This window comes from Ktedonobacter sp. SOSP1-52 (assembly GCF_016587395.1).
This window is the reverse complement of the sequence record NZ_BNJH01000003.1, coordinates 1,171,778-1,194,271: the sequence shown is the minus strand read 5'-3', so window position 1 is coordinate 1,194,271 and position 22,494 is coordinate 1,171,778. Positions and strand designations below refer to the sequence as shown.

General features: G+C 52.6%; 20 protein-coding genes. 11 read left to right on the top strand and 9 right to left on the bottom strand.

Annotated features, from left to right (window positions below):
* Positions 1 to 36: 36 nt before the first annotated feature.
* On the bottom strand, positions 37 to 381 hold the full coding sequence (locus JMJ16_RS30545; protein WP_201387742.1) for a hypothetical protein: 345 nt from the start codon (positions 379 to 381) through the stop codon (positions 37 to 39).
* Between the two features lie 526 nt (positions 382 to 907).
* On the opposite strand from JMJ16_RS30545, the gene JMJ16_RS30540 reads away from it, so the two are divergent.
* From JMJ16_RS30540 to JMJ16_RS30520, 5 genes are all read left to right on the top strand, one after another.
* Complete coding sequence (locus JMJ16_RS30540; protein ID WP_236601746.1) at positions 908 to 1,777, top strand: acyl-CoA desaturase; 870 nt, start codon at positions 908 to 910, stop codon at positions 1,775 to 1,777.
* 236 nt (positions 1,778 to 2,013) lie between these two features.
* Positions 2,014 to 3,090, top strand: a complete 1,077-nt coding sequence (locus tag JMJ16_RS30535) for a mannose-1-phosphate guanylyltransferase (protein WP_201387740.1) — start codon at positions 2,014 to 2,016, stop codon at positions 3,088 to 3,090.
* Positions 3,091 to 3,949: 859 nt separating this feature from the next.
* On the top strand, positions 3,950 to 4,939 hold the full coding sequence (locus JMJ16_RS30530) for a glycosyltransferase family 2 protein (RefSeq protein WP_201387738.1): 990 nt from the start codon (positions 3,950 to 3,952) through the stop codon (positions 4,937 to 4,939).
* A gap of 500 nt (positions 4,940 to 5,439) precedes the next feature.
* Positions 5,440 to 7,272: an oligoendopeptidase F gene (gene pepF, locus JMJ16_RS30525; RefSeq protein WP_374229107.1), complete on the top strand. Its 1,833-nt coding sequence runs from the start codon at positions 5,440 to 5,442 to the stop codon at positions 7,270 to 7,272.
* Between the two features lie 258 nt (positions 7,273 to 7,530).
* Complete coding sequence (locus JMJ16_RS30520) at positions 7,531 to 7,734, top strand: hypothetical protein (protein WP_201387734.1); 204 nt, start codon at positions 7,531 to 7,533, stop codon at positions 7,732 to 7,734.
* Between the two features lie 215 nt (positions 7,735 to 7,949).
* Here the strand turns inward: JMJ16_RS30520 and zwf are convergent, their stop codons facing one another.
* The 4 genes from zwf to JMJ16_RS30500 all read right to left on the bottom strand — a co-directional run bounded on the left by zwf (position 7,950) and on the right by JMJ16_RS30500 (position 13,840).
* Entirely contained in the window at positions 7,950 to 9,551 is a 1,602-nt protein-coding gene (gene zwf / locus JMJ16_RS30515; protein WP_201387732.1) for a glucose-6-phosphate dehydrogenase, read from the bottom strand.
* A 288-nt stretch (positions 9,552 to 9,839) separates the two neighbouring features.
* Positions 9,840 to 10,817, bottom strand: coding sequence for a CidA/LrgA family protein (locus tag JMJ16_RS30510; protein ID WP_201387731.1), 978 nt, complete (start codon positions 10,815 to 10,817; stop codon positions 9,840 to 9,842).
* Between the two features lie 185 nt (positions 10,818 to 11,002).
* Entirely contained in the window at positions 11,003 to 12,082 is a 1,080-nt protein-coding gene (locus tag JMJ16_RS30505) for an alpha/beta hydrolase (RefSeq protein WP_201387729.1), read from the bottom strand.
* A gap of 189 nt (positions 12,083 to 12,271) precedes the next feature.
* Entirely contained in the window at positions 12,272 to 13,840 is a 1,569-nt protein-coding gene (locus JMJ16_RS30500; RefSeq protein WP_201387727.1) for a phytoene desaturase, read from the bottom strand.
* A gap of 346 nt (positions 13,841 to 14,186) precedes the next feature.
* On the opposite strand from JMJ16_RS30500, the gene JMJ16_RS30495 reads away from it, so the two are divergent.
* A complete protein-coding gene (locus JMJ16_RS30495; protein ID WP_201387725.1) occupies positions 14,187 to 14,360 on the top strand; it encodes a hypothetical protein in 174 nt (57 codons plus the stop codon).
* 236 nt (positions 14,361 to 14,596) lie between these two features.
* Here JMJ16_RS30495 and JMJ16_RS30490 read toward each other — a convergent pair whose 3' ends face one another.
* The gene (locus tag JMJ16_RS30490; protein WP_201387723.1) at positions 14,597 to 15,040 is read right to left on the bottom strand and encodes a transglycosylase SLT domain-containing protein; all 444 of its coding nucleotides are present in this window, start codon (positions 15,038 to 15,040) and stop codon (positions 14,597 to 14,599) included.
* A 520-nt stretch (positions 15,041 to 15,560) separates the two neighbouring features.
* Here JMJ16_RS30490 and JMJ16_RS30485 point away from each other — a divergent pair.
* The 3 genes from JMJ16_RS30485 (at position 15,561) to JMJ16_RS30475 (ending at position 18,396) form a co-directional block, all read left to right on the top strand.
* On the top strand, positions 15,561 to 16,955 hold the full coding sequence (locus tag JMJ16_RS30485; RefSeq protein ID WP_201387721.1) for a nicotinate phosphoribosyltransferase: 1,395 nt from the start codon (positions 15,561 to 15,563) through the stop codon (positions 16,953 to 16,955).
* Positions 16,956 to 17,134: 179 nt separating this feature from the next.
* A complete protein-coding gene (locus JMJ16_RS30480; RefSeq protein WP_201387718.1) occupies positions 17,135 to 18,019 on the top strand; it encodes a hypothetical protein in 885 nt (294 codons plus the stop codon).
* Positions 18,020 to 18,192: 173 nt separating this feature from the next.
* On the top strand, positions 18,193 to 18,396 hold the full coding sequence (locus JMJ16_RS30475) for a hypothetical protein (RefSeq protein ID WP_201387716.1): 204 nt from the start codon (positions 18,193 to 18,195) through the stop codon (positions 18,394 to 18,396).
* Positions 18,397 to 18,780: 384 nt separating this feature from the next.
* Here the strand turns inward: JMJ16_RS30475 and JMJ16_RS30470 are convergent, their stop codons facing one another.
* Positions 18,781 to 19,602 (bottom strand): type II CAAX endopeptidase family protein, encoded by an 822-nt coding sequence (locus tag JMJ16_RS30470; RefSeq protein WP_201387715.1) that lies wholly within the window; start codon positions 19,600 to 19,602, stop codon positions 18,781 to 18,783.
* Between the two features lie 309 nt (positions 19,603 to 19,911).
* Between JMJ16_RS30470 and JMJ16_RS30465 the strand changes: the two genes are divergently transcribed.
* Complete coding sequence (locus JMJ16_RS30465; RefSeq protein ID WP_201387713.1) at positions 19,912 to 20,448, top strand: cysteine hydrolase family protein; 537 nt, start codon at positions 19,912 to 19,914, stop codon at positions 20,446 to 20,448.
* A 499-nt stretch (positions 20,449 to 20,947) separates the two neighbouring features.
* Entirely contained in the window at positions 20,948 to 21,142 is a 195-nt protein-coding gene (locus JMJ16_RS30460; protein WP_201371777.1) for a hypothetical protein, read from the top strand.
* Positions 21,143 to 21,267: 125 nt separating this feature from the next.
* On the opposite strand, the gene ndk is transcribed toward JMJ16_RS30460, so the two are convergent.
* Complete coding sequence (gene ndk / locus JMJ16_RS30455; protein ID WP_201387711.1) at positions 21,268 to 21,732, bottom strand: nucleoside-diphosphate kinase; 465 nt, start codon at positions 21,730 to 21,732, stop codon at positions 21,268 to 21,270.
* A 390-nt stretch (positions 21,733 to 22,122) separates the two neighbouring features.
* Positions 22,123 to 22,473, bottom strand: coding sequence for a roadblock/LC7 domain-containing protein (locus JMJ16_RS30450; protein WP_201387709.1), 351 nt, complete (start codon positions 22,471 to 22,473; stop codon positions 22,123 to 22,125).
* Positions 22,474 to 22,494: the final 21 nt, after the last annotated feature.

Below are 22,494 nucleotides of genomic sequence, written 5' to 3'. Positions count from 1 at the left end.
TTGTTGGTTCAGCATACCACACTCACCACTTTCTGACTACTCTGATGAGACAAGATACTTATACGCCTGGTCCATTATAACCATGCCAGGCGCAAACGGATGAGCATTCGCTGGATGGGTTGCAGGCGTTCTCCACCCAGAATACGCAGAAAACAAACGCCCAACCAGGCCAGAACGTCCCGGCTTGGGAAATCCCATCTGCCGTGCCAGGCGTCGTTCGCTTAGGAAGCGCAGGCGCTCCTCTCGCGCCGAGCGCGGAAGGCGTAAAGGCTGGGTCATCTGGAGGTGCTGCTGATCAAAACTCTGTCCATATCCCAGCGTCCCCCCATCGTTATAGGGTTCCTGTGGCTCCTCTTCCTGGTATCTCTGATCCTTCTCCATACATTAATTCATCCTATATTTTTTACGCTCTTTACATCTCTGTAATCATATCCGCCTCTCTCCCACCTCAAATATACAAACGCATTTTCCCATAGAGAAGTATCACTCCCCCACGCTTATCTCATATCGCCATTCCAGCAGAATGATGCCAAAAAGCAAAATATGCACAGATGATACAGAATTATCAAATATTACACACTTAACAGAATAAGAAATTAAACCTTTTACTAAATAAAACCAATTAACTATGCACATATATACAAAACAAGTTTAAAGCAAATTTAGCGAAATGGCCAAAAATACTCAAACTCGTGAAACAAAAATGAAACCTCCCCACTCCAAAGAATCAGTAGCATTTTAGATACTTCCTATTAGGAAACCTGAGCGCGAAGCGCTAGCCACGGCAGTGGCGTTGGTTTCCGCATAAGAAGCTCGTGGAAGAAATTATAAATCGCTCTCCTGATCGGATGAGTTTTACCTGGAGGTTTTTTTGAAGACAAGTCTTGCGTACAAAAGCATAGTTCTCTTGGCGGTTGTTGGACCTCTCGTCGCCACCGTATACGCGATTGCCACGCTCTGGCAAAAGGCCATTAACGCGACGGATCTTACCCTTCTCCTCGTTATGTACTCCCTTGTTGCCCTTGGCGTCACCGTCGGCTTCCATCGTATGCTTACACATCGCAGCTTCGCCGCTCATCCGGTTGTCAAATTCATTTTCCTGGTACTCGGCTCCATGGCCCTGGAAGGCCCCGCGCTGGAGTGGGCCGCAACCCATATTAAGCACCACTCATATTCAGATAAAGAGGGCGATCCCCATAGCCCTGTAGAAGGCTTCTTCCACGCTCATATCGGCTGGCTCTTTAAGGACCGCATGGCCGATCCCAATCAGTACGCCAAACACCTGCAAAAAGATCCAATTGTGGTTTTTGTTAGCAAGACTTTCCTGCTCTGGGTTGTGTTAAGCCTGATTATCCCCTTCGCCATTGGTGGCTGGTCTGCTCTGCTCTGGGCTGGCCTGGTCCGCATCTTTCTGACCCACCACGTTACCTGGAGCGTCAACTCGGTCTGCCACATCTTCGGCCGCCGCGACTATGAGACCAACGACCAGAGCCGCAACGAGTGGGTCGTGGGCCTGCTCAGCTTCGGTGAGGGCTGGCACAATAACCATCATGCCTTCCCTCGCTCAGCCTTCCACGGCCTGCGCTGGTGGCAGTTTGACTGCTCCGGCTACCTGATCTGGTCTCTGGAGAAGCTTGGCCTGGCAAAAGACGTCTATCGCATCAGCCCCGAGCAGATGCAGAAACGCCAGGATCGCGCTGCTGCCGCCAATGCCACCATTGCCGTGCCTACCCAGACCGTAACAGTCAAGCGCACGCCCGTTGGCGCACAGCGCTAAAACAGGGTACCAACTCATCCTTTCCTACCAGGCAATCAGCCCCTTTAAGCTGAAACCTGGTAGTTTTTTTCCGACAATTTTCCTCCACGCACATAATACAGGGAAAAAAGCCTAGCTATTTGACAGAAACCTATCAACATCGCTACAATCAATTCGTATTTACATATGAGTTTGATCGCTTTATATTAAAGCCACCTATAGAGAAAATGAAGCATGCGAGGAGGCGACCCCTTTCCATGAAACACTTTTATGCCATTATCCTGGCTGGCGGCAGTGGCACACGTCTCTGGCCACTCAGCACACCAAGTTTCCCTAAGCAGTTTTTGCCACTACCAACTGGCAATAGCATGATCCAGGAGACGCTCCTGCGTGTTGCCCCTCTAGCCCCTGCGGACCAGACCTGGGTCGTCACAGGGAAGCATATGGCCCCACTCGTAGAGGAACATCTACCCACAGTTCCCTCGAACCAGATCTTGAAGGAGCCCATGGGACGCGGATCTGCCGCCGCCATCGCCTGGGCAGCAGCCGCTATCGCGCATGAAGATCCCGAGGCCATCCTTGGCATCTTCAGTGCCGACCATGTCATCGCCAATGTACCAACCTTCCGTCAGACCCTGCAACTGGCCTGTGAACTGGCGGAACAGGATCGCCTTGTGACCATTGGCATCAAGCCCACAAGCCCGGAGACTGGCTTCGGCTATATCCGCTTCGCGGATGCCGTCTGCGAAGGCCATGGACACCAGGCCTGCCGCGCCGAGAAATTTGTGGAGAAACCCAATCGTGAGACGGCTGAGAGCTATCTGCGCGACGGCCATTATGTCTGGAACGCAGGCATCTTCATCTGGAAAGCCTCGGCCTTCCTGGACGAGATGCAGGAACACCTCCCCGACAGCGCCCAGAAAATCGATACCATCGTCAATGCCCCCACCGATCATCAGTCCCAGCTCCTCGAGGAACTCTGGCCTACGCTCGAAAACATTACCGTCGATTACGCGGTCCTCGAGAAAACCACTAACCTGGTAGTGATACCCGCCGACCTGGGCTGGGGCGATGTGGGCAACTGGGAGCAGTATGGCGACCTCTTCCCCGCCGACGCCCAGGGAGTCCACGCCGTTGGCAACCACACTGGCTTTGGCAGCCAGAACGTAGTCATCTTCAATAACACTGAGCGTCGCATCTACACCATAGGCCTGGAAGATGTAATCGTTGTAGAAATGGACGACCTGACCGTCATCTGTCACAAGAGCCATGTCCAACGCGTAAAAGAACTTGCGGAACACCACCGCAACCAGACAGGCCCTCTGCAATCCTAAAGGAATAACTTTACTTCATTTTCTGCTCGCGCGCTCCCGGCATTGGCACATTTTTGTCTCCCAATACCAGGAGCGCATTTTCATCTCTCTCACCACTGGGGTAAAATAATTCACGGCCAGGAATGCGGCGAATGCCGCATTCCTGGCCGTGAATTATTTTACCCCGTGAGCGTCGCAGGCGCGAAAGTGGCAAAAAAGCATCTTTAAAAACGCCATCACAATATGCTAAAATCTAAGAAGGTAAACTAACATTTGTACATCTGGCAAGCCATAAGCCACCCAATCCAGGCTTACATACCAGAAATGGAGTCCTCACTATGCTCTCCACATCCTATATTCCTCCAACCTGTCCCGTTTACTATGGCGACACAGATCCAGACGATAACATTAAGCGAGCCACCTTTTTCTCATCGTCCTACTGTGTGTAAGTGGAGGTACGCATGCACAAATTTTATGTACAATTACACTCCACTATGTTAGACTTGAGGTGAACGTCCCACAAACTATCCAGGCTCCACACTGGCATAGCGGACGCTCCCCTTATAGCAGGACAAGAACAAGATACAGGAGGACAGAGTGGTGTTGCTGAATATCTGGATGCTACCATCAGCGAGATTGTTGTCCTGGAGCAGCGCTTCCCCACAAACGTGCCACTAGCGCTTCACATGCTCACCTATCGTCTCTTCATCCACTGAGGCTGGACAGGTAAAGCACCTGAGAGACACCCAAACGGCTCCACTCAACACAAATAACACTAGCATGAGCAGAGAGTCGATCCTCGCGACAACAGTCTCGCACTCAACCAGGAGCGGGAAGATGTGGATAGAGTTTTTACGTAGCTAAGGAAGGAATTTGAGATATGACTACTCGTCCTATTAGACATAGCATACCACCCGAGATTTTAGCCCTCTCACACGAACGCGACCAACTACGGCGACGTGGTCAATATGCACGTGCAGACGAACTGAAACAGCAGCTTGAGGAAGCTGGCTACGCCGTAAAAGATAACCCGCGTGGAGCGCACCTGGTCATACTTCCTAGTGTCGATGTCGATGACAGGACCTACCGGCTCACACGCCTGGTTCCCTCACGCCTCGACGAGAAGGCGACCTGCGACTTCTCGATCATCATTCTGGCCACCAACACGCAAGACCAAACGCGCCGCTGCATCGAGAGCGTTCTACGCCATGCTGGCGATGCAGACCTCGAGATCCTGCTGGTCGACAACGCCTCCCAGGACGGCCTCGACCTCTGGGCAGATGCCAGCCGCTATAACGAGCCACGCCTGCGCCTCGTGCGTCCCTCGCGCCGCCTGGGGACGGCAGAGGCATACAATCTCGCCCTCAAACAGAGCCTGGGGCGCGATATCGTCCTGCTCTCCAGCCACATTGAGCTGACTGGCGATATCTTTACCCCGCTCGCGCGTACCCTCTCGGACCCCGACGTCGGTATCACCGGCGCCCAGGGCTGGGTGACCGCGGACCTACGCCACTTTGAAGAGAGCGAGGAACAAGAGGTCGAAGTCATTGACCTACAATGCCTGGCCTTCAGGCGCAGCCGACTCAAGGAGACCGGCCTCTTCGATGAGCATTATCGCTATCCACACTACATGGATATCGACTTCAACTTCGCCATGCGCGACCTGGGCCTGGAGACGTGCGTCACGCCTGATCTGCCCCTCACGCGCCACGATGAGATAGAAGAGACCTACTACTCAGATGACGAGCGCTCACGCCTGAGCAAGCGTAATTTCTACCGCTTCCTCAACAAATGGGGCGAGCGCGACGACCTGCTCCTCTACGATGAAGAGGACGACGACGACGACGACGAGGAGGAAGGTGAAGAGTAGCCTTGCAGTAAACAGAGGGACCAGACAGCGCTTCTTGCTGCCTGATCCCATGTTTTCTCTATTCACGGTATCAAAACCCATCACATCCTTCCCTCTCCGGCTAACCATAAACAGTATCTTAAGATGATGACAAATATGCCTATTTGCCACCCGTTCGGACGGCCAGCCGTCCAGGGAGAACTGCGGCTCCCACTACTCCTCGCCCCAATTGCAAAGGGTCGGAGCTACTTCTTCTCGGATCAGCTCGCTAAAAGAGGTTTCATTTCAAGAGAAGTGGCTTGCGAGCAGCCATGAGTAGAAGATGCAATGATGGAATGCTTCTCTGCAAAGAGACGATTTCCATCCAAGAATGCATAATATAAGAGAAGATGTGTCGCTGTCAAGGGGATACATGACATTCACTGTCGTCCTTTGGCATGAGTTTTTAGAAATGTTTATCACACCCAATTTATGGTACGATACAAGCACGCACAACCACAGCATTTCGACCGCATTTGCCCATGTACCATTATGTAGTAGTGAAAGGTAGTATAGCAGTGCAAACGTTCAAGAACCGCAACGAGATTCCATCCGATTTTAAGTGGAGTCTTGAGAGCATTTACGCCACAAATGAGGAGTGGGAGCAAGATTTTAAGCGCATCCAGGGCAACGTTTCAGAGTTGGCGGCCCTGCAAGGCACCTTAGGCCAGAGTGGCGAGGCTCTCCTTCATGTGCTCAGAAAACGCGATGAGGTGGGTGAGGTCCTGGAGCGCCTCTACGTCTATACCTCGATGCGCCGCGACGAAGATACCACTAATAGCCTCTACCAGGGGATGGCCGACCGCGCCATGCAACTCTATGTACAGGTCGTGACCGCTATCTCCTACATCGAGCCTGAACTCCTGGCCCTGCCCCAGGATACCCTGGAGCGCTATATTAAAGAGGTCTCCGGCCTGGCCCTCTACCGTCATCAGTTGGATGATCTCAACCGCAAGCGCCCGCATATCCGCTCCGCCGAGGTCGAGGCCGTGCTCGCCGCCAGCGAAGAGATGGCCACCTCGCCCGATACCATCTTCTCCATGCTCGAAAACGCCGATATGAAGCTGCCCAAGATCCGCAATGAGCAGGGCGAAGAGGTTGAGCTGACCCAGGGCAACTACCTGGTCTTCGTGCGTAGCAAAGATCGCCGCGTGCGCAAGGAGGCCTTTGAAGGCCTGCACAACTCATTCCTAAAGCAGCGTAATACCATTGCCGCTACCCTCTCGGGCCAGGTCAAGTCCGACGCCTTCTACACACGCCAGCGCAACTTTGAGAGCACCCGCCAGCGCGCACTCTCAGCCCACAATATTCCTGAAAGCGTCTACGACAACCTGATCCAGACGGTCCATGACCATATCCCCCTGATCAACCGCTATTTACAGTTGCGCAAGCGCGTCCTCAAACTCGATGAGATGCACATGTATGACCTGTACGTCCCCATCGTGGAGGAGCAGGAGGATAAGCTAACCTATCAGGAGGCCAGTGACATCATCGTCGAGGCTCTCTCCCCCCTGGGCGAACGCTATATCAGCGCGCTTAAGAAGGGCCTCTCCGAACGCTGGATTGACGTCTACGAGACCCCCGGCAAACGCAGCGGCGCCTATAGCGGCGGCTCCTATAGCACCAACCCCTTTATCCTGCTCAATTTCCAGGAGAACCGCGACAGTATGTTCACCCTGGCGCACGAGCTGGGCCACTCGCTGCACTCCTACTTCACGCGTACCAATCAGCCCTATCAGTATGGCGACTATACCATCTTCGTCGCCGAGGTCGCCTCGACCCTCAACGAGGGCCTGCTGACGAACTACCTGCTCAAGCATACCAGCGATAAAGGCAAGCGCTTAGCCATCCTCAACCATGCCCTGGAGGACCTGCGCGGTACCCTCTATCGCCAGACTATGTTCGCCGAGTTCGAGAAGGAAATCCATAAACGCGCCGGCGAGGGCGAACCACTTACCGCCGATACCCTCAGCGCGCTCTACAAGAAGCTCAATGAGAAGTACTATGGCGGCGAGACCTTCGTCGACGACCTGATCAGCATCGAATGGGGACGCATCCCCCACTTCTATTCCAGCTTCTACGTCTACCAGTACGCGACGGGCATCTCGGCCTCGTCTGCCCTGGTCCAGAAGATCCTGCATGAGGGTCAGCCAGCGGTAGACCGCTACCTGAACTTCCTCAGTTCTGGCTCCTCTCAGTACAGCATCGACCTGCTCAAAAACGCGGGCGTCGACATGACCCAGCCCGAGCCAGTTCACCAGGCCTTCCAGCTCTTCGAATCCTACCTCTCACAAATGGAAGACCTCCTGGGTTAATATTCTACTGAAAAAGAGGGCGTAATGGTGGGGCCACCATTACGCCCTCTTTTTCAGTAGAATATTACTATATATACACTCACCTTTGCTATTCAAATCGCTCATTTTAAAGCGTTGTTAGTATCAACTATAGAGAGCTATGTAGAAACCACTGTTGATGGCGGTACATATACAACATCACCAGTATACTACTACGTATTTCTCGAATACGAGTGTTAGAGTACACACACGAGTGTGTTAAGAAAGGAAACTTTCATCATGGCTAAACATGAGAACTTCAATAGCAAAGAAGAGCAGCGCAAACAGGAGAAAAAGCAGCAGCAACAGCAGCAGCAACAGCAGAACGGCAACCGTTCCGAGGGCCAGCAAGAGCTGAAGAATCGCCAGGGTAGCGCGCTCGAGATGGAGAAGCAGCAGCAGGAAAAGGGCGAGTTCGGCCGCAACCGCGACCGCGAGCGCTAACATAACCTATTTCGGGTAGCACCGATTAAATTTCCTCATAAAGGAGAGAGGTCATGCCAGGCATGGCCTCTCTCCTTGCATTTATTTAGGGTAAGGGGAATGTGCTGGTGGGCTGGCTCCGCCAGCCCACCAGCACATTCCCCTTACCCTATGCGAAGCACCGCAGGTACTATGATATGTAGACGCGTGCTTCAGCAGCGTCGTGCCACAGGCAACTAAGGATTATCCCAGGAACGTCCATCGCGCTCAAGCAACTCATTCGCCTCAACAGGCCCCCAGGTTCCAGCGGTATAAGTATGCACCGTCGAGGGGGGCAGATGTTTCCAAACCTTAGTAATGCTATCGATAATACGCCAGGACGCCTCGATCTCGTCGCGACGAATAAAGAGCGTCGAGTCACCCAGAATACAGTCCGCGATCAGCCGCTCGTAGGCTTCAGGTGACTCAATACCGAAAGCCTGGTTATAAGAGAAGCTCATATCAACCGAACTTAGCTGGTTGGCCGCGCCAGGCACCTTGGCCCCAATCTTAAGCGCGATGCCTTCATCCGGTTGAATACGGATCGTCAAACGATTAGGCACCAATCCCTTCGTCTCAGATGGCTTATATAGTTGATGCGGCACACGTTTGAACTGGATGGTCACCTCAGTGCTACGCTTGGGCAGACGCTTGCCCGTACGAATATAGAATGGTACATCCTCCCAGCGCCAGTTCTCAATAAAGAACTTGAGCGCCACAAAGGTCTCCGTCGTCGAGTCAGGCTTCACGCCCTGTTCTTCCTTGTAGCCCACAACGTGCTTGCCATCAACCTCGCCTGCCACATACTGCGCGCGTACCACGTCTTGTTTGGCCTCGTCCGGTGTCAGAGGATTGATCGCGCGTAGCAACTTGACCTTTTCATCGCGAATTGCCTCCGCATCAAAGGCCACTGGCGGCTCCATACCCGTCAGGCATAGCACCTGCATAATATGGTTCTGCACGATATCCCTGATCGCACCCTCGCTCTCGTAGAACTCGGCGCGCGTGCCAATACCTAGCGACTCGGCAACCGTGATCTGCACATGGTCGATATAGCGCTGGTTCCAGAGTGGCTCAAAAATGCCGTTGGAGAAGCGGAATGCCATGATGTTCTGCACCGTCTCCTTGCCCATATAGTGATCGATACGGTAGATCTGGTTTTCACGGAAGACGCGGCCCAGGTCCCGGTTCAGCTTCTGTGCCGTTGCCAGGTCATGCCCAAAGGGCTTCTCAATAATGATCCGGGCCCAGGACTTGCCGTGATCGTTATGGTTCCCATGCTCGTCATGTCCGTTCCCCGCTCCCTGACCCGCATGCGACAGGCCCGCCGCGCCCAGTTGCTCGATAATCTGGCTATCCGTTTCAGGAGGCGTCGCCAGATAGAAGAGACGATTGCCAGCCGTTCCCTGCTCGCGATCCAGCTTCTCTAGAAGCCTCTTCAGCTTCTGATATCCCTGCGGATCTTCAAACGTCGACTGGCAGTAGAAGAGATGCGAGGCAAACTGCTTCTGCCCCTCCTCGTCCAGGCGATCATCCTCAGGCATATAGGTATTAATGGACTTCAGCGCCATCGCGCGCCACTGTTCATCATCCAGGGAGCGGCGCGCAAAGGCCACAATACAGAAGCTCTGGGGGAGGGGATGATCATGCATCAAATGTGCCAGCGTGGGCAGCAACTTGCGCTGCGCCAGGTCGCCAGTCGCCCCAAATATCACGATTGCGCAGGGCTGGGGCATATGCCCATCCTGCCAGATCTTATGTGGCTTCAACTTCTGCGAGGCTTCAGCCTGCTGAGTCATAACATATCTCCTTTATAACAAAAACCTTCTCTCTCTTACACGATAAAGGTTCCTCTAAAGGATAAAACGCTCGCTCCCCCCGCCAGTCGCGCCTGAATACCGCGCAAAAACCCGGTCGCTTGATGAAGTTGGAGGGAACGCATAGGAAGTCGCGTCGAACTGCGACCTACCTATAAAAAGATCTTCAGACTCATCCAGGCAACCGGGCTTATCTTGAGAGGGCTACATCGTAATCAAATGCACCAACCTCTCGCCAGAACAACTATTCGATTGTGACTGTCATTTAGTTCAGGCTTTCACTCTCCGTTTATGTGGTGCTCCATGATAGATGATTTTTACCATCGAGACCGGGGTCGCAAACACAATCGCACAGACGACACAGATGACAATGGGCGCAATCAACGCCAGCGAGAGCAGAGGACTGGTATCGGCATGGAGAAGATGCAAACCACCAAACTGGAGCGCGACCAGCAGCAAGAGCATACCAATCGACGATACAATGGCGCGCATACGCCAGCGCGCCTGGAAACGCGCCTCTACCATCTGCTCACGTAGCTCGGCCTGCTCGCGCGCCGAGTTCTGCAACGTCAGCAACTTCTGCCGCTCGGCGTCTACTTGCTGGCGTTCGTGCTCAAGACACTCGTTCATACGTTGGATCTCACGCTTTAAGAAGAGAATTTCTACCAGGTTTTTGTCTTCCCGCTCTTTCGCGTGGCGCTGGAGCGTCTCAAGCACGCCTTCCAGCAAGGGCGGAGCCGTCTCTGGAGCAACTTCCAGCTCTTGCGTCACTTGCGCAATCTTCTCCTGCGCGAGTTGTGAGGCCGAGGTATCAAGCGCTTGCTGTAACTCCTGAAAACGCGTCGCAAGGGATTGGTGTTCGCGTTGCAGGCCAGTATGCGCCTCCAATACCTCCTGCAACTGCTGCCCATACGCGTCCATCTCCTGCTGGTACGCGCTATGAATGACGGCGACATCGTGTTCATAGCGCGCATGAAGCAGAGTATACTCCTGGCGCACCTGGTACAATTCCTCACGCACCGTCTCCAGCATCATACGCAGATGTCGATTTTCTTCGCGCGTCTTTGTAAGTTGGCGGGGAGCACTACGTGGCGGGGGCGTCATTACATGAAGATTGGGTAGGGCATCGGTCGTTGGTTGATGACGTAACTGCTGTCGCTTCAAGCGCAGCGCACTCCGGCGATCGGGAACACGTACAATGCTCTCCAATTCGCCCGTGGTGGGTGTTATCTCATCAGGTATCAGCATGTCTCTCCTCTAGAAGCACACTTACCGGGTAGTGCATCAGCTATTAGACAACTTATGCGCGTTTCACCATAAAACATACTTTTATCCCTAAAAAGATTATGCACATAAAAACGCCTTTTTTGCAAGTGTTCAAGTGTTCCTGTCCAGGTACTCAGGCCTGATATTTTCGCTTGGTTAGCAACTATTTAGTTCTCGCCTTCATCATTACGGTGCTGCTCGGGAAAATCTGGTCCCAGTTGGCGCTCTAGAAAGTTCTTTAGGACACTATTGTACTGACGCGGATTATATCCATAAGCATCACAGTGCGATCCCCCCTCGACAAAGTAGGTCTCCAGGGGAACCTCGTAAATCTTGGCCTGGCTGGCGATCTGACGCGCGTGCGCAATGGGAATAAGCTGATCGCCTTCAGCATGAATCAAGAGGATAGGCACGGGGCGCCGACGATCCGAGGTCTGGGCATAGGTTTTCCAGCCCTGCCAGCGTTTAAAGCTAGCATCCGGACGCGCCACAAAAGTGAAGCCGAAACGCAGGCGGAAGACAAGCACGCTCATGCCCACGGTCGCCCAGGCCAGTGGAGGCAGGAGGGAGCGCAACTGCCCTACCAGGCGCGGCCAACGCTTCCAGCGGTTACTGGCCTCCAGCAGACGGTACTGCACCAGCCTGTGCATAACCTCGTCGGAGCGCGCATAGGGGCTATCGGCGATGATGGCACAGACATCGGGATGTGGAGGAGTCAGCAGAGCCACGGAGGCTCCCATCGAGAAGCCATGGATGATGATACGCCCTGGCAACGTCTCTGGCTGACTACATGCCACAATCAAAGCGGCTTCGAGATCACGCACCTCAACATTTCCCCCACTCGTGGAAGCCCCTTCACTGCCTCCATGCCCGCGAAAATCAAAGGCCATCACATTATAGCCACGCGCATACTCTAAGGTAGCTACGGAGCGCAGGTGCGCCCGCGATATACGATATCCATGACAGAGGACGACTGTGGGAGCTGGACACGGCTGTGCCCAGAAGTCACCGCTAAGCAGTTTGCCATCGGCTGTTTTGAAGAGTAGAGATCGTTGCAACGAGGGATCAGGATCAGAGGCAGGTTGAGGCATGGTCCAGGTGAAACCAGACTCATCCAGAACCAGGTGCGGTCGAGAGAACTCCTCTACGATATGATGCGCAATAAACGCCAGACCACTAGTAACTGTCAGGCCCAGGATGCCGGTACCGGTCGCGACACCCAATGCCCAGCGACGCTGCTCAGACATGGCTGCCCTCCTTCTAGGTGACCACGGAATGCATGGCACGTGTCCTTAAGCACGCACAACATGCACGCCAATGACGCTTATTTACCTGCATACACGCTTTTCCACCCTAAGCTGGTGGCTCCTCGGCAGCCAAGGCCTGCCTCATCGTGAGGCACACCCTTGCCACATACAGGTAAATAGCTTAGCCACTCAATTATGTGAGCGAACCGCCTGCCTCTCCCATATACGTGCCTGTAACACGTTTTCCCTTCCTCCACTTACTTCCCCTAAATTAACTTTCCCCTTTTGGCCATCCTGACCAATCATATCTGCTACTATTTTACCTGAACTCATGACTCCAGGTAAACCCGCACCGGGGTGAGTTCCTGCACCCACAAAGTAAAGATTGGCAATATCCTCACTCACATTATGCGGACGGAACCAGGCCGACTGTGTCAGAATTGGCTCAACCGAGAAGGCGCTACCCAGGTGGCTGTTCAATGTATTTTGAAAATGCAACGGATCGATATAGTGCTCGCTCACAATATGCTTCGAGAGATCCGGCAGGTAGCGCTCCTCCAGGTAGCGAATGATCGAGTCCCGATAGGGCTTCGCCATCTGTGTCCAATCGATGCCACTACCCAGGTGTGGTACCGGGGAGAGCACATACCAGCAATCACAGCCCTTGGGGGCCATCGAGGAATCCGTCGCCGTTGGACGATGCAGATAGAGCGAGAAATCTTTAGCCAAAACCTTACGCTTAAAGATGTCATCCAGCAAACCTTTATAACGCGGTCCCATCAGGATTTCGTGGTGCGCAACATCCTCATACTTGCGATCCGTACCAAAGTAGATCACAAAGAGCGACATCGAGTATTGCATCTTCTTGACCCGGCTATCGGTATACTTGTGCCGGGCCTTCGCTGGCACGAGATTCAGATATGAATAAGCCACATCGGCATTACAGACCACGCTATCCCCAGCAATATACTCTCCCGACTTGAGCACAACGCCATTCGTCAGGCCAGTGCGCTCGTCCACCCGGATCTGTCCGACCTCCTGGTTGAGATGCAACGTGCCTCCCATATCCTCAAACAGCTTGACCAGGCCCTTGACCAGTGCCCCGGTACCACCCTGAGCGTACCAGATGCCAAACTTGCGCTCCAACGTATGGATCAGCGCATAGATAGAGGTGCTCTCAAATGGATTGCCCCCAATCAAGAGAGGATGAAAGCTAAAAACCTGGCGCAAGCGCTCATCCTTCATGTACTGGTTCACCAGGCCCGCAACCGACTTATAAGCCTGCAAGCTCACCAGGTCCGGTACCACCTTCACCATCGAAGACACTGTTGTAAAGGGCTGGTCAATTAATTCAAAGCCCCTCTCATAAATCTGCTCTGTATCCTGGGCGAAACGCAGATAGCCATCCACATCATCGGGATTAAAGCGCCGAATCTCATTTAAGATATGCTCACGATCACCAGCATAATGAAAGACAGAACCATCTTCAAAGCGAATATTATAAAAAGGATTGATCAACATCAAATTGACGTAGTCCGCCGTCTCTTTGCCACAGAGCGTGAAGAGATCGTGAATCAGCCAGGGAGCCGTAATAATGGTTGGTCCCCCATCAAAAGTAAAGCCATCCTGCTCATATACATAGGCGCGCCCACCTGGCTTATCGCGCTTCTCAAGAATGGTCACTTCATGTCCCTGAGCCTGCAACCGAATCGCGGCGGTCAAACCGCCAAAGCCACTACCAATAACAACAATCTTCATGGGCCTGCCCCTTACCTTTTTCCTCTATGGAACGCAACAATATTGTGAGCGCCAAAAAGCTACAGCTATCTCCAGTATGCCCCTCACACAACAACCTGCCAGCAATGCGTTTATCAAGCCAGCCAGGCTCATCCACATATTGACATAGACGGGAAAAGTTAAGAAAAAGGGTAACAGACAAATAAAACCGGGTGAAGCCATATCCTCTAGCATCACGTATTAAACTTAACGCTCGCCCTGCCAGATCAACAGAGACACAAAATATTTCGCCCACTGACTATGCTAAAGAAAAGGGCTTATCATCATTTATCAATGTGGCAACACAGCACAGTAGAAGGATACGCTTATGCAAGAGCATCACACCAACATGATTCTGCGCCTGGGCTGGCTTATCCTCTGGAGTATTGGCGCGCTCTTACTATTTCTCCTGGTAGCACGCATCCTGCCGTCTCTTGGCTATATGCAAATCCTGGCAGCCCTCGGCATGATCGCCACCGGCATCATCCTACTCCTCGCCTGAGAACATATAGACACCATCAGCGCATGAGATGCTTCAACTTGGGATAGACTTGCCCCATCCTTCTCCTCATACCCAATAGAGTAAGGGAGTATAGTGGCGGCGTGGCTCTGTCACGCCGCCACTATACTCCCTTACTCTGCGAGCCACGCAGTGGCGAGAAGTCACTTCTACAAAAGCAAACATCCCACCTGATGAAATATCAGGTGGGATGTTGCGTATACGCTATTCTTTATTGATTAGGGCTGGCACTGCCACTCGTACCAGCTGTAGCCGTCGCGCTGGAAGATGTGGTAAGCGGCCTTGATGTTGGCGTAGGCATCATAAGGTGAGCTACCAGCCATGGGCGTCCCATTCCAGGTGCTTGGGTAGAGGATCTGGAAGACACCTGCCGCGTGGCTATTGCCAATCGCCTGCGAGTTGGTCGCGTTCGGATTAAAGTGCGACTCACAACGGGCGATGTTGATCGCCTGGTTGGCGTGAGGACCAAAGACCTGGCGAATCATCGAAACGACGTCCGCATTGGCATTAGCCGTGTGAACTTTAGCAGAGGCTGTCCGCGCACCCAAACCAAGCATGGCGGTTATCATCATAACACCAAACAGTGTTGCCATTCCAAGCTTCAGCAGCAAGCTCTTTACGTTCTTCGCCTGTTTGGATGTCTGGATAGTATGCTCTTTCACGTATGCTCCTTTTATTTTTTCAAAATCAGCCAAAATCAGTGATTGTATCTCATTAGTGGTACATCGCTTGTGTCCAGGCACAAACGTTTGTGGGTGACTTTATATATCTCATGTCACCGCGTCTTGACACTAAAGATATACGGCTATCATTTCCCAGACTTGAGAAAACATAGTACCCCCAGGCTATAACAAGCAATTGACAAAAGCATCTAAATATTATTTAGCAATACTTTAGAAGCACTAAAACCAGGACCCTATAAGACTTGAAGACATATAAAAAGCAATAACGACTTCTTATAAAGCAGAGAAGGATAGTACCAGGGTAGTACCAGTGGAGGCATGCAAGCCTCAACTCCCCTCATAAGAGTAGGGTCATGCGGGTGTCTATGTCGGGCACATGCCCGACATAGACACCCGCATGACCCTTTAACACACATTGGCTTGCTTAAATATGGTAAGATGTACACTAACTTGGCAGAAGCATAATTTTGCAGAGGGCATTGCCTGAAGAGGTTTGTTTATGAATCGTCGCGCACCCAACTACCATCCAGGATTAATGAGTGATATGTATCATCCAGATTCAGCATATGTTTCGTGGCGCACCGGCTATAATGGACTCACAACCTTCGATCTCTATACCCGTACAGCACCCTTCGGTGGTACCTATATGCTGGTTGCAGGTCTGGAGGCCGCGCTTGAGTTTGTGCAGGCCTTCCGCTACAGCGACAAAGAACTGGAGTTTCTCGCGCGCATCCGCGACTACGATGCCTCATTCCTCGATGAACTGGCGCAGACACGCTTTACAGGTGAAATCCTGGCCTTACCAGAGGGCTCAATCGCCTTTCCTAACGAACCTATTATGCGCGTGACGGCTCCCTTCCGCGAGGCTATATTGCTGGAGGCCGGACTGCTACAGGCCATAGGGCTTTCAACTCTGATCGCCACTAAGGCTTCGCGCATCGTCTATGCCGCTGAAAAAGGTCGTACACGCCGCGTGGCCGAGTTCGCCTTCCGCCGCGCTCAGGAGCCAATGACGGTGGCGCGTGCCTCCTACATTGGTGGCTGTGCCAGTACATCACTGCTCAATGCCGCCTATGAGTATCGCCTACCTGCGACAGGAACCGTGCCTCACGCCTTGATTGAGATGTTCCCGACCGAGGAAGAATCCTTCTACGCCATTGCTGAGGCCTATAATCGCTATACGCTGCTCCTGGATACCTACGATGCACGTGCGGCGATCCATAAAGCCATTGAGGTCGCGCTACGCACGCAAGAGACGATGGGGCATACCCTGGCCGCAGTCCGCCTGGATAGTGGCGATCTCGCCTCTGATAGTATCTATATCCGCGAACAGCTCGACAAGACTGGACTACACAGCGTACGCATCCTTGCCAGTGGTGACCTGGACGAGTGGAAGATCAGTGAACTACTCGAGGCCGGAGCGACAATAGATTCCTTCGGCATCGGGACCACTCTGGGCTATGGCGCGGGCTCCGTTGAGCGTGGCATCGCCGGTGGCTCGCTTGGGACCGTCTATAAAGAGGTCTGGTACGTCGACGAGTCAGGGAGCGAATATCCCAAAATGAAGATCGCAGGCGCCAAAAGTACCTGGCCGGGCAAGAAAGAGATTTATCGCCACCCCAACTGGGAAGAGGATGTTATTCAGCTTTCCCATGAACCACATCCAGAGGGCTACCAACGCCTGCTGCGCCCCGTGGTGCGCAACGGCGAAATTATTCCCGGTAGCCTCCCCCCACTCTCAGAGATCCGCGAGCTGGCCCAGCAAAATCTGGAGGCGCTTCCTGCCAGATATCGCACCCTCGCACCAGAGCAGTCCTATCCTGTACGCTTCAGCAATGGTCTGCAATCACTCCGCAAACAGGCTGCACGTTTGATTGGCGTCGACCTCGATTAGGACTATTGTCCGCCATTGCCGCGAAAATAAATACCTGTGATCTTGTGCATAGCGCCGCATCTCTCGCGTCGCGCGCAAGATCACTCTTTTGTGGGAAGAAAAAATGTACCCGAATATGCTGCCCAATCGTTAGAAACAACAGAGCTACAAAAACTGAGAGGTAAGGTTAAACATTTAGGATGCCAGAACGTATCGCCACCCCCATTGAACAAGCTATCCATACGCCCATGCTTGCTCCCGAGCTTGAAACGCTCAAGCAGCCTGAAACACCCATTAAAGCGCTTCCAGAGAAAGAGGTTATTATCTGGACGCCGCGCTTTATGGTGACTTTCGCGCTACTGGCGGTCATCTGGCTGAGTGCTGGCAGCCTGATAGCTCAGGGCCTGCAAAATCACCTGCCTTTCCTATCTCCCAACAGCAAGATCCTCCTTATCGAGACCGTATTCGTCTTTGGGGGCTGGATTACCCTTCTCTTTACCTCGCGCAACACCTGGCTACGCCTGGGAAGCATCTGTGGAGGCGCCTGGGGAGTACTCTCGCTCCTTAACTTTGCGCTGCGGACCTTCACCCCCCACCTGGATGATGCCCTCATCGCCTACTTTACAACCGCGCCCTCTATTGTGCTGCTGGGCACCTATGCCTGCCTCTCCATCCATCGTACCCCCATCAAACGCTGGGACAGCTATTTTGTCGCCCTGCTTCCTCTCGTCGGCGCCCTGGTCGTGCTGGGCCTCTATTTTTTCAGCCCTCTCGATGCGCGCTCTCTGGAGAACATCGAGAGCTGGATGGGCATCACGGCACGCTGCCTGGGTATCGCCATCTGGTGGCTACGCCCCTCTTGCTGGAAAACGCAAACCAGCCCCACCATCCTGTTTGGGCTTGCCTCGCTCCTCTCACTCCTCTTCAGCATCCCCAAGCTCATTACAGGTGCTGACAGCGTCTTCCTCCCCCAGGTAGCAATGCTCTGCTTCTTCCTGGCCCTCTGCCGCCTCATCCAAGGCGAACTCCGCCACCAAAAGCACACTGAGGAGAACAGAGCACAGCCACTCCAGCTAATGCAATAGCGCGTTCCTCATGCCAAAGGTAGAGCGTCTCAAAGAAACCTATCAGGATTGCAGATTCGACCACGCTATCATAAAGAATAAACAACAGATTGCGAAAAAATATAGCAAGAGGGGCAATTGAGAGAATTAAAACACTGATAGCTATGCCTTTTCTAGTAGTAGATCCGAGACCGATGGCAGAGAAAACAATCCCAAATACAGGGGTAATCAACGTAATGATGATAGCCCCCCATATGGCAAAAGCACCAAAGTATTGCCAGTATGGGATTGGCAAGAAAAAAGAAAAACGCCACAACGTAAGAACACAAACCAGCCAGGCTGATCATTCCCAGGATAAAGCCCGTAAGAGCTGTATTGCGTCGAAAATTTATATCTAGTATAGGCAATGGATAGTGGCTAAAAAATTGTGAATTTGCGATCGAAGACGATTGATTATCCATACAAGCCTTTTCTCTATAATCACTAATATTATCCAGATTACTACCAATTATAGCGAAAACTCTGCTCGGTCGCCTAAATACATTCTATAGACGCCCAGATTGCACCAGAGTGCAACAAATCCCCATCCGCAACACTCCTTACAGAGTAAGAAGCCATCGTGCCTTCTTCCAGACTTCTCTCACATACGCGACACTCCTTAAGACAATAAGAGGATGTGGTGGCGGGCTGGCAGAGCCAGCCCGCCACCACATCCTCTTACTCTGCGAGCCACGTAGTAGCGAGAAGTCACTCAATATCCAAACAGTAACCCAGACAGCCTACTAAACATTGATAACGTGGGTCAGCGCCAACACAATCAACAGCGAACTGTAGGCATTATTGAGCGTATGCAAAAGAATTCCTGGCCAGATGGAACGCATGCGACAGCGCAAATAGCCAAGAATCAAGCCAATCACCAGCAGGACCACAAACGAACCGGGATCAAAGTGCGCAAGGGCAAAGACAACCGCGCTGATAATAATCGCCCAACCATTGGACATACTCCGGCGCAAGCCGCCGAGTAAGAAGCCACGGAAGAAGATCTCCTCGCAAATGGGCGCAACAAGCACACCAGCCGCCAGCGTGGCATAAGTAGTAAGCGGATCGATCCTCCCTTTCTCAAAAATGTACTGGTCATTGGTCTGGATCGGCAAGTGGAAGGTCGTAATCACGGCCTGGTATACAAAGTTTGCCAGGTAGATCAGAAAGAAGAAACCAATGATGACGACACAAGCATGCCAGACATGGAAACGCCTGAACCCCAGCCCTTCCAGTGCAGCCCGCCAATGCGATTTCCCTTCAGCAGGCCGGGTTGTGCGCCAGGCTATAAGCAATGGTCCCGCTATGAAGACGCCCTCAACCAGGGTAGCCAGGACAAGGGTCAGGAAGGCTTTGAGAGGGTTATTGGTGATGGAGACCGTACTTGCGGTATAACTGGAATAGATGATGGCGGAGACAAGCCAGAGGATGGCGGTAAGCACCACACCCAACATGACATCATTAAGCGTCCAGGGCGCAATGTCGCGCTCCTCTTGCCTTATAGCTGAAGCCTCCTTTTGCGGAGGCATAGCAGAAATATTTGGATCAGACTTCGGTTCAAACAACGGTAGCTCCGGTTCTAACAGCGTCTAGAAACGCCGCTTGCCTTGTAATACACTGCAATCCTGCACCAAGGGACGGTTGACTCAAGTGACTTCAGACAGCCAGCTGAGCGCGCTATGTCATTCTATAGATAGTACGATTAAGCCTTGAGAGAGGATATGCTTTTCAGGACGAAACTGTTCAGCTTCCCACATTTCCCATTTCACAAGAAATTGGTGAATAAGGACATATTTTATCCTGAAGAGAGTGTATGCTCTAAAGAGTACTTTATAATGGTCGTCTCAAATAGTTTATACCACAAGGAAACTGCTATGGCTGCACAGACTGCTCTCCTGTTGATTGATGTCCAAAATGGCCTGTTTGATGAGGCATATGAAGAAGAGGCTGCGGTCTTACATATTCTCGTCGAGTTGCTTGAACGGGCACGCGATCAGCAGGTCCCGATCCTCTATATCCAGCATGGTGGTAGATCTGGGCATCCACTAGAACCCGGTACTCCAGGCTGGCAGATTCATCCCCTGGTTGCTCCTCATTCTGAGGACATTATCGTCCACAAGAGCGCCTCCGATGCCTTTTATGAGAGTTCACTGCACGACACACTTCAATCACTTGGAGTCACGCGTCTGGTGGTGACTGGCGCCCAAACAGAATATTGTGTCGATACCACCTGCCGCCGTGCCGCCTCCCTCAACTACGATGTGTACCTGGTAGCCGATGGTCATACCACTAGCGACAATGGTAAGTTGACAACCGCTCAGATTGTCGCCCACCACAATCATCTTCTCACACAGCTTGCCCATCCCACCCATCCTATCAGAGTGCTCCCTACAACAGACATTACATTCTAGCGCCCTATACAATCTCCTGGCTCTTCCATAAAGGGTAAGTGTGGGCGAGTATCGGCTCTTCCACAAAAGGTATGCGTGGGGGCGCACACCAGCTCTTCCATAAAGGGTAAGTGTGTGGGGGCGCACTGGCTCCGCCAGTGCGCCCCCACACACTTACCCGGCGAGCCACACAGTGGCGAGAAGCCGCAAGGGGGAAATCACAAGTAGAGTGGGCAATGGTGGAGTTATAGCGGGAGTAATGTCATCTTACAGCTATTATACCATAAACTGACCCGTTTTGTCTGTAGTCTTTGCTCTATTATTCTAAAAACAATGTGATATACTACGGGTACCCATAGTAACTTCGATATACGAAACAATTTAGGAAGGATAAGGAGACAATTTGGCAGGCGAAATCTACACTCATCCATCTGAAAATTCAAATTGGCGGAAACACAAGAATGCCTGCCCTTGTTACCGGGAACGCTGGTTTCCCTGCAACGATGTCTCAGGAGAGCCCATGTACCAGGTCTTTTGCCTGCAAGGGACCCCGCCCGAGACCTTAGAAGAGCAGGATAAATGTTTCCGCAGCAAAACGCGCTGCTGGCGGCTTAGCGAACAGAAAAAAGCCTCATCGAGCCAGGCTGCGGCAGGCACACAAGAAGAACCCGTCAAAGTAAGCCGGAGCGAGAAACGAGCCAGCAAAGCCAGCTGAGCCCTACCTACACTTCCCATGTCTCTTCACCAGGCCATAGACCTGGGTCAGGATAAACAAACAAGGGAGACTTGTTCTTATGGACAAGTCTCCCTTGTTTGTTTACTGATCTTGCGACCGTGCGACTACTCGCGCTCGCTTGAATTGTACACGTAGGTCTCGAGGATATCCTTGTACTCGAAGAGCTCCTCGGCTTTGAAGAAGCGAGGAACCTCGGCTTTGGCCGTCTCCAGGGAATCGGAGCAGTGGATGAGGTTCGCCTGCACGCTCATGGCAAATTCGCCACGAATGGTGCCAGGAGCCGCCTCGCGCGCTTTGGTGATGCCACAGAGTGCACGGACCGTGTCGACGGCCTCGACGCCCTCAAGGCAGAGCGCGACCACGGGGGTAAGCTGCATGAAGGATTTGACCTCGGGGAAGAAGCTACGACCCACCAGATGGCTATAGTGCTCGTTGAGCAGCTCATCCGAGAGGCGCATCATTTTGAGGCCAGCAATCTTCAAGCCTTTGCGCTCAAGACGAGTAATTATTTCACCGATCAGGTCGCGCTGGACCGCGTCGGGTTTCAGCAGAACAAGAGTTCGCTCCATGGTTACAATAAATCTCCTTAATATAATGGATGTGTAATTGCAATGCTAGTCTCTGTGGCATTGCGCCGCAGATAGGAGGGTGAGGCTATTGGCCACGACGACCAACACCCTCACCCTCCTACCCGCTGCATTGCCCTCTGTGCCCGAAAAAGCAAGCGTTTCGGGCGAAATATGCTCCACATATGCATGGCTAACTGCCATGCGCACGCGCAGTATAGCAACTCGAGGCTGGAAGATCAATGGATGCCATATATCCAGGGCGGTGTACAGTGACATTGAGTGTGGGCCCGACGCTGCTAAAGCACACATCTACATATAACAACCATATGTAGACATGTGCTTTAGCAGCGTCGGGCAACCGTCAAGGATCAACCTTTCTGCATCCCGCGCCTAGTAGCCGGTGGTGACCAGTTCGTTCAGTTGCACGCAGGCTTTCTTCATCTCCAGGCGTACGCGGCCCATATTACCTTTACCTGTTGTTGTCACGATCAGGATCAAATCGCCCGCCGCCTCCATTTGAATCGTCCCCTTCTTCGTCTCGATGACAACGTGGCTGGTTTCCCCATTGCTAATCTGCTCAGTAAAACTGGTAATGGAACCAAATGCGGCTGCGGACATAGCGCCGACGACCTCTTCGTCTTCGCTATGCAGTATACCCGAGACGATCAAACCATCTTTCCCCACCAGGATGGCATCGTACACCTCGTCAAGGTCAGTCAGCCGTTGCAGAATAGTTTCCACGTCAGAACTCCTTATTGATGA

Bases quoted from the DNA above. Each gene is read 5' to 3' on its own strand.
- JMJ16_RS30545 (WP_201387742.1), bottom strand. From the start codon at position 381: ATGGAGAAGGATCAGAGATACCAGGAAGAGGAGCCACAGGAACCCTAT.
- JMJ16_RS30535 (WP_201387740.1), top strand. From the start codon at position 2,014: ATGAAACACTTTTATGCCATTATCCTGGCTGGCGGCAGTGGCACACGT.
- JMJ16_RS30530 (WP_201387738.1), top strand. From the start codon at position 3,950: ATGACTACTCGTCCTATTAGACATAGCATACCACCCGAGATTTTAGCC.
- pepF (WP_374229107.1), top strand. From the start codon at position 5,440: ATGTACCATTATGTAGTAGTGAAAGGTAGTATAGCAGTGCAAACGTTC.
- JMJ16_RS30520 (WP_201387734.1), top strand. From the start codon at position 7,531: ATGGCTAAACATGAGAACTTCAATAGCAAAGAAGAGCAGCGCAAACAG.
- zwf (WP_201387732.1), bottom strand. From the start codon at position 9,551: ATGACTCAGCAGGCTGAAGCCTCGCAGAAGTTGAAGCCACATAAGATC.
- JMJ16_RS30510 (WP_201387731.1), bottom strand. From the start codon at position 10,817: ATGCTGATACCTGATGAGATAACACCCACCACGGGCGAATTGGAGAGC.
- JMJ16_RS30505 (WP_201387729.1), bottom strand. From the start codon at position 12,082: ATGTCTGAGCAGCGTCGCTGGGCATTGGGTGTCGCGACCGGTACCGGC.
- JMJ16_RS30500 (WP_201387727.1), bottom strand. From the start codon at position 13,840: ATGAAGATTGTTGTTATTGGTAGTGGCTTTGGCGGTTTGACCGCCGCG.
- JMJ16_RS30495 (WP_201387725.1), top strand. From the start codon at position 14,187: ATGCAAGAGCATCACACCAACATGATTCTGCGCCTGGGCTGGCTTATC.
- JMJ16_RS30485 (WP_201387721.1), top strand. From the start codon at position 15,561: ATGAATCGTCGCGCACCCAACTACCATCCAGGATTAATGAGTGATATG.
- JMJ16_RS30480 (WP_201387718.1), top strand. From the start codon at position 17,135: ATGCCAGAACGTATCGCCACCCCCATTGAACAAGCTATCCATACGCCC.
- JMJ16_RS30475 (WP_201387716.1), top strand. From the start codon at position 18,193: ATGGCAGAGAAAACAATCCCAAATACAGGGGTAATCAACGTAATGATG.
- JMJ16_RS30465 (WP_201387713.1), top strand. From the start codon at position 19,912: ATGGCTGCACAGACTGCTCTCCTGTTGATTGATGTCCAAAATGGCCTG.
- JMJ16_RS30460 (WP_201371777.1), top strand. From the start codon at position 20,948: ATGTACCAGGTCTTTTGCCTGCAAGGGACCCCGCCCGAGACCTTAGAA.
- ndk (WP_201387711.1), bottom strand. From the start codon at position 21,732: ATGGAGCGAACTCTTGTTCTGCTGAAACCCGACGCGGTCCAGCGCGAC.